General features: G+C 41.9%; 10 protein-coding genes. 4 read left to right on the top strand and 6 right to left on the bottom strand.

All coding sequences use genetic code 11. From position 1 onward, the window contains the following. Positions 1–15 precede the first annotated feature (15 nt). From E0H87_RS10085 to E0H87_RS10065, 5 genes are read right to left on the bottom strand one after another with little or no spacing between them, the layout of a single operon-like run. Positions 16–801: an acetoin reductase gene (locus E0H87_RS10085; RefSeq protein ID WP_131323478.1), complete on the bottom strand. Its 786-nt coding sequence runs from the start codon at positions 799–801 to the stop codon at positions 16–18. An 11-nt stretch (positions 802–812) separates the two neighbouring features. Continuing rightward, a complete protein-coding gene (gene lpdA, locus E0H87_RS10080; RefSeq protein ID WP_131323477.1) occupies positions 813–2213 on the bottom strand; it encodes a dihydrolipoyl dehydrogenase in 1401 nt (466 codons plus the stop codon). Between the two features lie 11 nt (positions 2214–2224). Then, positions 2225–3760, bottom strand: coding sequence for a 2-oxo acid dehydrogenase subunit E2 (locus tag E0H87_RS10075; RefSeq protein ID WP_131323476.1), 1536 nt, complete (start codon positions 3758–3760; stop codon positions 2225–2227). Position 3761: 1 nt separating this feature from the next. Beyond that, positions 3762–4781 (bottom strand): alpha-ketoacid dehydrogenase subunit beta, encoded by a 1020-nt coding sequence (locus E0H87_RS10070; protein ID WP_004979604.1) that lies wholly within the window; start codon positions 4779–4781, stop codon positions 3762–3764. A gap of 15 nt (positions 4782–4796) precedes the next feature. Then, positions 4797–5759, bottom strand: coding sequence for a thiamine pyrophosphate-dependent dehydrogenase E1 component subunit alpha (locus E0H87_RS10065; protein WP_131323475.1), 963 nt, complete (start codon positions 5757–5759; stop codon positions 4797–4799). Positions 5760–6101: 342 nt separating this feature from the next. On the opposite strand from E0H87_RS10065, the gene lipA reads away from it, so the two are divergent. Next, positions 6102–7076 carry a lipoyl synthase gene (gene lipA, locus E0H87_RS10060; protein WP_131323474.1) on the top strand — a complete coding sequence of 325 codons (975 nt, stop codon included), beginning with the start codon at positions 6102–6104 and terminating at the stop codon, positions 7074–7076. A gap of 233 nt (positions 7077–7309) precedes the next feature. Beyond that, positions 7310–8401, top strand: a complete 1092-nt coding sequence (locus tag E0H87_RS10055) for a transcriptional regulator (protein ID WP_131323473.1) — start codon at positions 7310–7312, stop codon at positions 8399–8401. Positions 8402–8574: 173 nt separating this feature from the next. On the opposite strand, the gene E0H87_RS10050 is transcribed toward E0H87_RS10055, so the two are convergent. Beyond that, complete coding sequence (locus tag E0H87_RS10050; protein WP_131323472.1) at positions 8575–9606, bottom strand: LysR family transcriptional regulator; 1032 nt, start codon at positions 9604–9606, stop codon at positions 8575–8577. A gap of 194 nt (positions 9607–9800) precedes the next feature. Between E0H87_RS10050 and E0H87_RS10045 the strand changes: the two genes are divergently transcribed. Further along, positions 9801–11015 carry an efflux RND transporter periplasmic adaptor subunit gene (locus tag E0H87_RS10045; protein WP_131323471.1) on the top strand — a complete coding sequence of 405 codons (1215 nt, stop codon included), beginning with the start codon at positions 9801–9803 and terminating at the stop codon, positions 11013–11015. Between the two features lie 6 nt (positions 11016–11021). Then, positions 11022–14198 carry an efflux RND transporter permease subunit gene (locus tag E0H87_RS10040; protein ID WP_131323470.1) on the top strand — a complete coding sequence of 1059 codons (3177 nt, stop codon included), beginning with the start codon at positions 11022–11024 and terminating at the stop codon, positions 14196–14198. Positions 14199–14211 lie beyond the last annotated feature (13 nt).

Here is a 14211-nt window from a genome sequence, read left to right as displayed (position 1 = left end):
TTCCTTATGTTGATATTAACGGTAAACCATTCCACCATCTGTCAAAATAGACTGACCTGTAATGTAGTTTGCATCCTCACTGGCTAAAAATGCAACGAATGCAGCCACGTCATCTGGTGTTTCAGCACGTCCTAAAGCAATACCATCTACATATTTTTTATACGTTTGACCAATTGGTGCACCTGTAATTTCAGAGAAATGCTGATCTATTTCGACCCACATGTCTGTGCCTACAACACCCGGACAATAGCTATTTACAGTAATTTTAGCACTGGCATATTCTTTAGCCGCAGCTTGCGTCAATGCACGAACTGCAAATTTAGTTGCCGAATACACACCGAGTAAAGCAAAACCTTCATGACCTGCGATTGAGCACGCATTAATAATTTTTCCAGCCTGTTGACGTTGTTTAAATTTATTTGCTGCGGCTTGAATCCCCCAAAGCACACCACCGACATTGATGTTCATAATTTGGTTAAATTCACTCGGTGTTACTTCTGCTAAAGCTTTAACTTGTGCAATACCTGCATTATTGATCATGATATCAAAACCATTAAGTGTCGATTCGGCATGATCAATTGCATGACTGACTTGTATTGGATCTGAAATATCCGCAATAAATGTGGTGGCTTTTACGCCAAAGGTTTCAACTTCTTTTTGAACAGCACTTAACTTTTCTTGATGAAGATCGACCAAGGCAATATGAACCCCTTCTTGGGCTAAACGTAAGGCAATACCGCGTCCAATGCCTTGTGCCGCACCCGTAATTAATGCAACTTTATTGTTTAAACCTCTAGGCATGTTGCGACTCCTTAAATATGAATTGCACGTTGCATCGCCGACAAAACTGACTCATGCATCGCCTCAGACAAAGTAGGATGAGGGAAAATGACCTGCGCTAAGCTTTCATCCGTAGCTTCTAGGTATTTTGCAATGGCAAAACCTTGTATGTGTTCGGTGACTTCATGTCCAACCATGTGAGCCCCCAACAATTCCCCCGTTTCCTGACTAAAAATGGTTTTAACAAATCCTGCGCTATCGCCCAAAGCCAATGCCTTACCATTGGCTTGTAAAGGGAACTTACCCACATTGATATTCAAGCCCGCAGCTTTCGCTTTCTGTTCTGTCAAACCTATACTGGCCACTTGAGGATGGGTAAAAATACAGCCCGGAATTTGTGTACGATCTAAAGCATGTACATGACTTAGACCTGCAATTTTCTCCACACAAAGAATGGCTTCATGACTGGCTTTGTGTGCCAAACACGGTGCGCCTGCGACATCGCCAATTGCATAAACGCCCACAACATTGGTTTTACACCATGAATCGACTTTAATAAAACCATTCTCAAATTCAATACCCAAAGCTTCTAGACCCAGATTTTCAGCATTCGGTTTCACGCCAATTGCTGAAAGTACCTTTTCAACGCTAATGATTTGCACACCTGTGGCAGTTTCAATATGACAATGTACTTGAGCCTGATCAGTTTCTATTTTTTTTACGGTCGCTTCGGTTAAAACCTGCATCCCCTGCAGTTCAAATTGCTTTTGTACATACTTCGCAACTTCAATGTCTTCGCTAGGGAGAATCTGCTTTGCGATATCAACCAAGGTGACTTGGCAGCCTAAGTCTTGGTATAGGCTTGCAAACTCACTGCCTATAGCACCCGAACCAATGACCAGTAAAGATTTTGGTAATTGTTCTGGAACCAAAGCCTCTTTATAACTCCAGACCTGATCACCATCTACAGGAATATGAGGTAAATTGGCCGCACGTGCACCTGTTGCGACAATAATATGCGGCGCAGAAATCTGCTGTTTTTGACCATTCGCATCTGTAAGCTCTAATTGCTCTTTGGCAATAAATTGTGCTGCTGCGTTAAAAACAGTGATTTGATTTTTTTTCAATAGTTGACCGATACCTTGTACCAGTTGTTCAGAAACCTGTCTGCTATGATGGACCAGTTTTTGAATGTCAAAATCAACCGCGTTAAGCGTAAAGCCAAACTGCTCTGCGTGTTTGAACTGCTGCGCAAGCGCAGCCCCGCTCAATAATGCCTTGGTTGGAATGCATCCCCAATTAAGACACACTCCGCCTAAGTGTTGTTTTTCAACGATTGCCGTTTTTAATCCCAGTTGCGCTGCGCGAATCGCAGCGACATATCCTCCGGGACCAGCACCAATAACCACAAGATCAAATTGTGTATCTGACATGGCTGTTCCTCCTACACCAAAATTAATGCAGGATTTTCGACAAACTGCTTAAATGCCGATAAGAATTGAGCACCCAACGCACCATCAATAACACGATGATCACAAGACAATGTTGCTGTCACCATTTCACGAACAACAATCTCATCATTTTCGACGACAGCACGTTTCTCTGCTGCACCTAAGGCCAGAATTGCACCTTGAGGTGGGTTAATAATGGCATCAAACTGTTGAATACTCAGCATTCCCAAATTGGAAATACTGAAACTGCCACCTTGAAACTCATCAGGCGCTAATTTTCCAGTTTTGGCACGTGTCGCCAGATCGCGCATATCATTGGAAATTTGCGCCAAAGATTTACGGTTCGCTGCTTTAATAATTGGTGTGATCAGTCCGTTTTCGATGGCCACAGCAACTGAAATATCAGCCTGTTCAAACTGTAGAATTTGCTGATTTTCTTCATCAAACTGAACGTTGACCTGTGGAACTTTGATCAATGCGGCAGCAGCAGCTTTAATCAGCATATCGTTAATGGACAGTTTTACTTGCGGTACGGTACTGTTAATTTGCTGACGCAAAGCCTGAACCGACTCAACATTTAAGTCTATCGTTAAGCGAAAATGTGGTGCATTGCGTTTCGCAGCCTGTAAGCGCGAAGCAATTGCTTTACGCATACCATTCATAACCACGGTGGTAAATTTTGCTGACTCTGGTGGATGCGCATGCTCAGCATGTTGAGCTTGTACAGGGTTTTCACGTTGATATACAGCTTCAACATCTTCCTTACAGACTCGTCCACGTGAACCCGATGCACGACAATCATGCAAATTAATGCCCCATTGTTTGGCTAAACGGCGGGCAACAGGTGTTGCTAGAACATCACTATCATCTGCTTTAGATTTCGCGGCTTTGGTACTGGCTTGATGACGCACATCTGGCCAAGAACCACCAGCAGCTTGAACTACGGTCTGAATATCTTGAACACTAATACGACCTTCACGTCCAGAACCCGTAATCTGAGACAAGTTTACATTATGCTTTTCAGCCAATTTCAAGGCATGTGGCGTTGCAAAAATATCATCGCTTTGTTGGAAGCCTTGTAACGCAGCAGGAATAGAATATCCACCCTGAGGCACCGCTTTTGATGCATTACCAACACTGTTCTGTGTAGGAGCAGCTTGTACTTTGGTTTCAACTTGAGCTAAAGCTACTTTTTCAGGAACCACTGCTACCGCTTTATTTTCAGTTACAGCAGGCGTTCCACCTAAGGACTGTGCAAATGCTTCGACTTCTGCATCGGAAACTTGAGCGTCTGCACAAATTGCAATGACTCCACCTACGACCAGTGTGTCACCATCTTTAGCAATAATTTTTCGTAGCAAGCCATCGAAAGGTGCTTCCAGAACATTGACGATTTTTGTGGTTTCAATTTCACAAATTTCCTGTCCTTTACTAAATTGCGTACCTTCCTGAATCAGCCATTGGGCAATTGTGCCCTCTTCCATGGACAAACCCCATTTTGGGATTTCTAAGGTTTTAATTTCGCTCATCCTAAGCCTCCAACGTCTTACGTACAGCCTGTTCGATGCGTTCTACACTGGGTAGCCATTCTTTTTCTAATACTGGTGAAAATGGTACAGGTGAGTGTGGTGGAGTGACTAACTCGATTGGTGCTTTAAGATAATGAAATCCTTTCTGTGCAATGAGTGCAGCCACATCATGTCCGAAACCACAACGCGCTGCAGATTCATCTACAATCACTACACGACCTGTGGAAGCCACTGACTCTAAAATGCCATCTTCGTCTAATGGAGAAATGGTTCGAGGGTCAACCACTTCAACCGAAATGCCCTCTTTTGCGAGCTTGTCTGCAACTTCATTGGCACGATGCACCATCAGGCTTAAGGCAATAATGGTAATATCTGTACCTTCACGGGTGTAATTTGCGACACCAAAAGGAATAGTGTAGGCCTCATCTGGTACTTCGCCCTTAATGTCGTATAACAACTTGTGTTCACAAAAGACCACTGGGTCATCATCTCGAATGGCTTGAATCAACAACCCTTTCACATCATAGGCACTCGAAGGCACCACCACTTTTAAGCCAGGCACTGAGGCAAACACGTTATATGGTGACTGGGAGTGCTGCGCTGCGGCGGAAAAACCTGCCCCGATCATGCCTCGTACAACAAGTGGTGCTTTGGCTTTGCCACCAAACATGTAGCGGAATTTAGCCGCTTGGTTATACAGCATGTCATAACACACGCCGTAAAAATCCATAAACATTAAATCAGCTACAGGTCTTAAACCCGTTGCAGCAGCACCTGCCGCCATACCAATAATCGCAGATTCTGTAATTGGCGTATCAATGACTCGTTCAGAGCCAAATTCAGTCCATAAGCCTTTGGTTACACCAAGTACACCGCCAAAACCTTCCAGTTTATTGTCATCGGTATTTTTACCACCATGTCCACCACGAACATCTTCACCAACCACAATGACACTTGGGTCTCGGCGCATTTCTAATTCAATTGCTTCTTTAATCGCGTTTCGATAACTTTTATTTGGCATTTTTCTACTATTCCTTTAGTAAGAGACGTAAACATCAGTAAGTAACTGAGAGACTTCTGGGTACTTAGCTGCGCGTGCTTTTGCAACGGCATCGTCTACATTGGCTTTAGACTGAATATCAATTGCATCCAGTTTGGCTTCGTCAATTTTGCCTTTGACTTTTTCACGGAATATTTTCAATGGATCTTTATGTTCTTTGACATAATCCAGCTCTTCTTTGGAGCGGATAAGCCCCGGATCACCTTCAAAATGTCCATAAAAACGGTTGGTTACTGTTTCAATCACACTTGGACCTTCTCCACGGCGGGCACGTTCAATGGCTTTTTGTGCAACTTCATACACAGCAAAAAAGTCTGTTCCATCTACTTTTTCAGCAGGTAAGCCAAAACCTGCTGCTCGACCTGCAATGTCTTTACTGCCTACGGCATAATCATGCGCAGTACCTTCACCAAAACCGTTATTTTCAAAAACAAAAATGACAGGAAGCTTTAACACCACAGCCATATTAATGGCTTCAAAAGTTAAGCCCTGATTTGACCCGCCATCACCCGTAAATGACAGACCAATACCACCATTTTTCAGTGTTTTAGCACTTAAAGCTGCCCCAATCGCTAAAGGTGGGCCACCGCCCACAATACCGTTTGCACCAAGCATGCCTTTATCTAAGTCTGCAATGTGCATTGAGCCGCCTTTACCACGACACAAACCATCATCTTTGCCAAAAATTTCTAGCATCATGGCGTGAATGTCACAGCCCTTAGCAATACAATGTCCGTGACCACGATGTGTTGATGTAATGAAGTCCTTGTCTGTTAAATTTTCACAGATCCCTACGGCAACAGCTTCCTCACCGCTATAGAGATGGATGAAACCAGGGATATCACCTGTATTGTTTTCATCGTGAAGTCGATCCTCAAATTCACGAATGTCGCGCATTCTTTTGTATGCTGCTAGCAATTGCTCTTCCGTTAATTGCATATATTTGTTCCTTATTTACTACGCTTAAAAGAAAACCCAAAATTGAATAATTGGATTTTTAAATCGTATATTTATATAAGAATATTTTTATTTAATTTCATATTAGACTAAAAAAATATAATGCATAAAAAGATGAGATAAATATTAAAAACAGAAGGTTATGAAATTAAAAATTTTTGTAAAATTTTACAATAGTTCAATCACATACAAAAACAAACCTTTAACCAACCTTTGTTTTATATGATAAGTTTTTTGCCCTGTTTTAATATTATCAATGCAGTTAAAGCAGCTTATTTAATATCAGGGTCTATATTAATTATTTTAAACGACGGAGTGTTTGAAATGGATTTAAATAACACAGTATTAACAGGAAAGAAGTTACGTGGCGCTGAAAAAATGGCGCGTATTCCAATTAAAGTTGTTCCAACGGAAACGACACCGAAAAAGCCAGAATGGATTCGGACTAAAATTAGTCAACCTGAGGAAGTCCAAATCATTAAGGATTTATTAAGGCAACAAAAACTACATACGGTTTGCGAAGAAGCAGCTTGTCCTAACTTGCCGCAATGTTTCGGCAGTGGAACAGCAACATTCATGATTATGGGAGATATCTGTACTCGACGCTGTCCATTCTGTGATGTCGCTCATGGTCGTCCTCATGTTTTAGATATTAATGAGCCAAAGCATTTGGCTGAAACAGTCAAGAATTTAAACTTAAAGTATGTCGTGATTACTTCGGTTGATCGAGACGACTTAAAAGATGGTGGCGCACAGCATTTTGCCGATTGCATTCGAGAAATTCGTGAGATTAGCCCAAATACTTTGATTGAAATTTTGGTTCCTGATTTTCGTGGTCGTGCAGATATTGCCCTGAAGATTCTGAGCCAAAACCCACCCGATGTTTTTAATCATAATATTGAAACCGTTCCACGTCTGTATAAAGCCATGCGACCAGGCTCTAACTATCAGCATTCATTGGATTTGCTCAAGAAATTTAAACACTACTGTCCCGACATTCCAACCAAATGCGGTTTGATGGTCGGTTTAGGAGAAGTCGAGGCTGAGGTTATTGTGTTATTAAATGATTTGAAAGATTATCAAGTTGATTATGTCACAATCGGTCAATACTTACAGCCATCCAAGTCTCATGCGCCAATTCATCGTTTTGTTACGTTGCAAGAATTTAAGCACTATCAAACACATGGAGAGCGCTTAGCGTTTAAAAATATTTGGAGTGCGCCATTGGTACGATCAAGTTATTTTGCCGATCGTCAGTATCATGGTGAGGCTGTACCTAACCCTTACATGAGCGAATGAATTTTCATCCTATTTACGTTTATTAACATTTCAGATGGAAATAGTCATTTTCAGCGCATAAGAACACTTTTAAAGTAGCTCAAGGACTGGTAAAGCCAAAAGATGTGATTTAACCAAGCAAAGATAAAAGCATTTAAAATCGAAGCAAGAAGAAATGACGTAAATGACTATAAATTTGGAAGCTCATTTCTAAAGTTTAAAAATATTACAGTCTCATCATAAAGGAATATGATATGAACCTGTTCAATACACCATCTGCAAAAAAGCTGCAAACAACCCATTTAATTAATCAAACTACTGTGCATGCTGCCCCTGTTTTAGCATTGCCTCAAGAAGATCAAACGTCTTTATTCCGCCGCTCTATTCAACATAATTATGCAGATTTACTCAAAATAGCGGATGATTCAGATATGGCGATTGGTCTTACAGATCATCACGGGACTCTCTTATGGACATGGAGTAGTTCAGCCATGCTTTCTTCTGCTGAACAGGTTCATTTTATTGAGGGTGGACATTGGTCTACACAGGCAGTTGGAACCAATGCGATTGGTATGACGTTGAACAGCCAAATTTCAAGTTGCGTCTATTCTCATGAAAACCAAATGGACAGTGTTCGTGATTGGGTTTGTTATGCCGCACCGATTTGGGACCCAACATCAGGACAATTTCACGGCATTATTAACCTTTCTACAAAATACAAAAAACATACGCCTTTAGGGCTGCTCGCAGTTGAACGCTGTGCAGATTTAATACAGCGTGCCATAAAATTTGAGCAGCAAAATTTTTTATACATTAAAGCGCTAGGTTCACCTTGGGTTCAATTTAATGGGCAAACTTTAAACTTGAGTCACCGTCAAATTGAAATACTTTGCATTTTAGCTTTGCATCCCTATGGTATTGGTTTAGAAGAGTTACACTATGCCCTTTATGGTGAACGTAGTGTCAGCCTAAAAACCCTAAAGGCTGAGCTTTCACAATTGCGTACTCTACTACCACACTGTATTGAAGCTCGTATTTATAGACTGACCTGTGAGGTTCAATGTGATTTTTTACGTGCTGAACAATCCTTAAATGCGAATCTTATTGCCAGTACATTTTCATTGTATAAAGGGAGCTTTTTATCTAAATCAGAAAGCCCTTTATTGAGTACGTGGAGACATTGTTTTGACGCTCGTTTAAGCCAAATGATTTATCAAATAAAAGATATCGATCAATTATTGCGAATTATTGGTCAAACTCACGATCGTATTGATGCAATACAACGCTTATTAGAACTCTTACCACAAGATAGCGCCCACCGTAGCTATTTTTTAAATCTGATTTAAATTTTAATTTAAGGAAACATTTCTTTTTATCTGCACCTTAAAAGATTCAGGTGCAGATGAAAATTATGAATACAATAACGTGGCATTTTAATCACAAAATTATATTAAAGCTTTTTTACCACATTTATTACTTTTAAAAATAAATACTTATAGTCATTAAATTGACTATACGATTAAACATTTAAAGCGAAAGCCTCGGCGGTATTTTGCTGTTCGAGCAAGTTATGAATCGTAAAGTTGTTATTCTCTTTTTTCTGTTCGCATGTAAACTCAGATTTCTGATTCAGAGATAAAGTACATCCACTTAATAATGGGCATTCAGTAAATAATGCAGCAACCCAATCTACAAACACACGCACCTTAGGTGATAAATGACGATTCTGTAAATACACCACCGAAATAGGCAAAGGTTCAGGTAACCATTGATGTAAGACTTCCTTGAGTTCACCAGACTCCAAATGTTTTGCAACCATGAAGTAAGGACATTGAATTAAACCAAAACCTTGCAGTGCCAACTCAATATATGAATCTCCATCATTGACAGAAACTCGCCCATTGACAGCAAGGCTTTGAATTTCACCATCCACCACAAAATTCCAGTCAATATTACGACCTGTACGGCTGTTAAAATACTGAACGGCTTGATGTTGCTTTAAATCCTCAATTGTTTCTGGCATACCGCGTTCAGCGAAATATTTTGGGGATGCAACCGTTACAAACTGAACTGTACCAATACGGCGCGCCACTAAACTAGAATCTTTAAGTTGACCAATCCGAATCACGCAATCCACGGCATCCTGAACTAAATCTACAGGGCGGTCATTCATCCCAATGACTAAATCAATATCAGGATATTTCGCGTGAAAATCACACAGCATAGGGATTAAAATCATACGCCCTATAGATGCTTTAACATCAATTCTTAAACGGCCACGTGGCCCACGCTCAGCATCATGAAAAGTCGATTCTACATCTTCTACATCCGCTAAGATTTGTGCACTGCGTTCGTAATATACAGCGCCATCTGGCGTCAAACTAATTTTACGAGTCGTTCGGTTGAGTAAGCGAATTTGTAAATGCTTTTCCAATCCTTGAATTGTGGTTGTCACTGAAGCACGAGGTAGCCCTAAGCTATCTGCTGCCAAACTGAAACTGTTGGTTTCGACCACTTTATTAAATACTTTCATGGCATGAAAAAGATCCACGCAGCACTCCTAAGACTGTAACTTTTGAAATTTAATATTCGATTGTTATTAATTTTCGAATAGTGTTATCAAATTTAATATATTTATTCGTAATTGACAAACATTTAAGCTCCGATCTCTTCACCTCACCTGTTTCTCCCTTCAGACATGTATTTGTCGTCAAACAGGTATACGAATAAAAACAGGAGCATTTCATGTCAATTTCCCGCAAACAGTTCACGCTGTCTGCAGTGCTTGTCGCTATTTTAGCTACGGGGGGTAGTTTTATGTTTTTACATGAAAATGCCGATGCTAAAGCTACACAAGATACAAATGCACAAGCTGCTGTGACTGTCGATGTTGCAAATGTTGTGAGTCAAACCATTACCGATTGGCAAGAATACTCTGGTCGCCTAGAAGCCATTGATCAAGTGGATGTTCGACCACAGATTTCAGGCAAACTCATCGCTGTTCATTTTAAAGATGGCAGTCTGGTCAAAAAAGGTGATTTACTTTTTACGATTGACCCACGACCATTTCAGGCAGAGCTAAATCGTGCCAAGGCACAACTGGCCGCGGCCGAAGCCCAAGTAACTTATTCCACGAGTAATTTATCTCGCAATCAACGTTTGATTGAAAGCAATGCCGTTGCTCACCAAGAGCTTGAACAAGCTGAAAATGAAGCACGCACGGCGAGTGCCAATGTTCAAGCCGCCAGAGCTGCTGTCGAATCAGCACGTTTAAATCTTGAATATACTCGCATTACCGCACCTGTTAGTGGCCGTATTTCACGTGCCGAAGTAACGGCTGGAAACGTAGTATCTGCGGGCAGTGGTGCGCAGGTTTTAACCAGTATTGTGTCAGTCGCACGCTTATATGCATCTTTTGATGTCGATGAACAAACTTATCTGAAATATCTCAGTGATCAAAATAATGCCGCTCAGATTCCTGTATCTATGGGACTTGCCAATGAAGATGGTTTTTCACATACAGGTGTAATTAGTTCATTTGACAATAATTTAAATACCACATCGGGAACGATTCGTGTCCGAGCTACTTTTGATAATCCTAAAGGGTCTCTCCTTCCTGGTTTGTATTCTCGCATTCGACTGGGAGGTGGACAGCCTCGTGCCGCAATTTTGATTAGCCCAACCGCAATTGGGGTCGATCAAGATAAACGCTTTGTCGTGGTTGTAAATAGTAAAAACCAAACCATGTACCGTGAAGTCAAACTAGGGGTAGTTCAAAATGGCTTGCAAATTGTTGAGAGCGGATTACAAGCTGGTGAACGCATCGTCGTGAATGGTTTACAGCGCATTCGACCTGGGGATCCTGTTACACCGCATCAAGTCATCATGCCAAATAGTCAAGTTTCAACTGCGCAACAACCTCAGCCAACTGAAAACACAGCTAATTCGGCAGCGGGTTAATCTCATATGAACATCTCTAAATTTTTTATTGATCGGCCGATCTTTGCAGGTGTGTTATCAATCCTGATTGTATTGGCGGGGATATTGTCAGTTTTTAAACTGCCTATTTCTGAATATCCAGAAGTTGTTCCACCTTCTGTGGTTGTGCGTGCACAGTATCCAGGTGCAAACCCGAAAGTGATTGCTGAAACCGTGGCTTCTCCGCTTGAAGAATCAATCAACGGCGTTGAAGACATGTTGTATATGCAATCTCAAGCCAATAGTGATGGTAATTTAACCGTTACTGTGAACTTTAAACTTGGGGTTGATCCAGATAAAGCACAACAACTGGTACAAAATCGCGTATCACAGGCTTTGCCACGGTTACCCGAAGATGTACAGCGTTTAGGGGTCACTACCCTTAAAAGCTCTTCCAACTTAACCATGGTGGTGCATTTAACTTCGCCAGATAATCGTTACGACATGACCTACTTACGCAACTATGCGGTGCTGAATGTCAAAGACCGTTTAGCACGTTTACAAGGTGTGGGTGAAGTAGGTTTATTTGGTTCTGGTGATTATTCTATGCGGATCTGGCTCGATCCACAGAAAATCTCTGCGCGTAATTTAACGGCAAGTGAAATTGTCAGTGCCATTCGTGAGCAAAATATTCAGGTCGCCGCAGGAACTATTGGTGCATCTCCAAGTAATGCTCCGCTTCAGCTTTCGGTAAATGCACAAGGTCGTTTAAGTACAGAACAAGAATTCTCCGATATCATTTTAAAAACAGATCCAGACGGTGCGGTAACTCGTTTGGGCGATGTTGCCCGTGTAGAGCTTGCAGCATCACAATACGGTTTGCGTTCTTTACTTGACAATAAACAAGCGGTTGCCATTCCAATTTTCCAAGCACCAGGTGCGAATGCACTGCAAGTGTCTGAGCAAGTCCGTGACACCATGCAGGAATTGTCGAAAGATTTTCCTTCATCGGTGAAGTATGAAATTGTTTACGATCCAACTCAGTTCGTTCGCGCAAGTATTAAAGCGGTTGTCAGTACGCTGCTAGAAGCAATTGCACTGGTTGTCGTGGTGGTAATTTTATTCCTACAAACATGGCGTGCTTCGATTATTCCTCTGCTGGCAGTGCCCGTGTCTATTATTGGTACATTTGCATTGATGCTAGCTTTTGGCTATTCCATTAATGCACTTTCGCTGTTCGGGATGGTCCTTGCGATTGGTATTGTGGTCGATGATGCGATTGTGGTGGTGGAAAATGTCGAGCGGAATATTGAAGCTGGACTCAGTCCAAGGGATGCAACCTATCGTGCCATGCGTGAAGTCAGTGGACCGATTATTGCCATTGCATTAACACTGTGTGCAGTATTTGTCCCGCTGGCCTTTATGACAGGTTTAACAGGTCAATTTTATAAACAGTTTGCCATGACCATTGCGATTTCAACCGTCATTTCGGCATTTAACTCACTTACATTGTCCCCTGCTTTAGCTGCAATCTTGCTGAAAGGTCATGATGCCAAGCCTGATGCTTTAACACGTGGCATGAACCGAGTCTTTGGACGATTTTTTAAGGCATTTAACCGCCTATTCTCACGTGCGTCAGATCAATATGGTCGTGGTGTAAGTCGGGTGATTTCGCATAAAACCTCAGCGATGGGTGTCTATGCCATTCTACTGGGTTTAACCATTGGTATTTCCTATATTGTGCCCGGCGGATTCGTTCCTGCTCAGGACAAACAGTATCTGATTAGTTTTGCACAATTACCGAACGGTGCCTCTTTAGACCGTACTGAAGCCGTCATTCGAAAAATGAGTGATGCTGCGTTAAAACAACCTGGTGTCGAAAGTGCAATTGCCTTTCCCGGCTTATCGATCAATGGTTTTACCAACAGTTCCAGTGCAGGCATTGTTTTTGTCACACTAAAACCTTTTGAAGAGCGTAAAAGCAAAGATCTTTCAGCCAATGCGATTGCGGGTGCCTTAAACCAAAAATATTCCGCCATACAAGAAGCCTATATTGCTGTTTTTCCACCGCCACCAGTAATGGGACTGGGCACAGTGGGTGGTTTCAAAATGCAGCTTGAAGACCGCGGTGCATTGGGTTATTCCGCATTAAATGATGCTGCGCAGAACTTTATGAAAGCTGCACAAGCTGCACCTGAACTCGGTCCAATGTTTTCAAGTTATCAAATTAATGTACCGCAGTTAAACGTAGACCTCGATCGTGTTAAAGCCAAGCAACAAGGTGTTGCTGTTACAGATGTATTTAACACCATGCAAATTTATCTGGGCTCACAATATGTGAATGACTTTAACCGTTTTGGACGTGTTTATCAGGTGCGTGCACAAGCTGATGCACCATTTCGTGCAAATCCAGAGAATATTTTGCAATTAAAAACCCGCAACAGTGCTGGGCAGATGGTGCCTTTATCTTCTCTGGTGAATGTTACGCAAACTTATGGTCCAGAAATGGCCGTACGTTATAACGGATATACTGCTGCGGATATTAATGGTGGCCCTGCTGCTGGTTATTCATCTAGTCAGGCAGAAGCTGCCGCAGAACGGATTGCTGCACAAACCTTACCGCGTGGAATTAAATTCGAATGGACAGATTTAACCTACCAGAAAATTCTGGCAGGCAACGCTGGGCTATGGGTCTTCCCAATCAGTGTGCTGTTGGTATTTTTAGTTTTGGCGGCACAGTATGAAAGTTTAACTTTGCCATTGGCTGTGATTTTGATTGTACCAATGGGGATTTTAGCTGCGCTTACAGGGGTGTGGCTGACCAATGGCGATAACAATATCTTCACGCAAATCGGCTTAATGGTACTGGTGGGACTGGCCTGCAAAAACGCGATTTTGATTGTGGAATTTGCCCGAGAACTTGAAATGCAAGGCATGACCGCATTTAAAGCAGCAGTTGAAGCAAGCCGTTTACGTTTACGCCCAATTTTAATGACTTCAATTGCGTTCATTATGGGTGTTGTTCCTCTTGTGACTTCTACAGGTGCGGGTGCAGAAATGCGTCATGCAATGGGCGTTGCTGTATTCTCAGGCATGATCGGGGTTACTTTCTTTGGCTTGTTCCTGACCCCTGCCTTCTATGTACTCATTCGGACTTTAAACCGTGGACATAAGCTGCATTCAGCCAGTCCGCATGAAGCTCCAATCAATCCAAATCACTCATAAGGACGATATGATC

It is taken from the genome of Acinetobacter sp. ANC 4178, assembly GCF_004331175.1.
In the GTDB taxonomy this organism is placed as follows: domain Bacteria; phylum Pseudomonadota; class Gammaproteobacteria; order Pseudomonadales; family Moraxellaceae; genus Acinetobacter.
The sequence above is the reverse complement of the archived record's forward strand: the minus strand, read 5'-3'. Positions and strand labels throughout refer to the sequence as shown.

What these genes read in the sequence shown, in the direction of transcription:
- E0H87_RS10065 (WP_131323475.1), bottom strand. Translation starts at nt 5,759, where the DNA reads ATGCAATTAACGGAAGAGCAATTGCTAGCAGCATACAAAAGAATGCGC.
- lipA (WP_131323474.1), top strand. Translation starts at nt 6,102, where the DNA reads ATGGATTTAAATAACACAGTATTAACAGGAAAGAAGTTACGTGGCGCT.
- E0H87_RS10085 (WP_131323478.1), bottom strand. Translation starts at nt 801, where the DNA reads ATGCCTAGAGGTTTAAACAATAAAGTTGCATTAATTACGGGTGCGGCA.
- E0H87_RS10055 (WP_131323473.1), top strand. Translation starts at nt 7,310, where the DNA reads ATGAACCTGTTCAATACACCATCTGCAAAAAAGCTGCAAACAACCCAT.
- E0H87_RS10070 (WP_004979604.1), bottom strand. Translation starts at nt 4,781, where the DNA reads ATGCCAAATAAAAGTTATCGAAACGCGATTAAAGAAGCAATTGAATTA.
- E0H87_RS10075 (WP_131323476.1), bottom strand. Translation starts at nt 3,760, where the DNA reads ATGAGCGAAATTAAAACCTTAGAAATCCCAAAATGGGGTTTGTCCATG.
- E0H87_RS10040 (WP_131323470.1), top strand. Translation starts at nt 11,022, where the DNA reads ATGAACATCTCTAAATTTTTTATTGATCGGCCGATCTTTGCAGGTGTG.
- E0H87_RS10045 (WP_131323471.1), top strand. Translation starts at nt 9,801, where the DNA reads ATGTCAATTTCCCGCAAACAGTTCACGCTGTCTGCAGTGCTTGTCGCT.
- lpdA (WP_131323477.1), bottom strand. Translation starts at nt 2,213, where the DNA reads ATGTCAGATACACAATTTGATCTTGTGGTTATTGGTGCTGGTCCCGGA.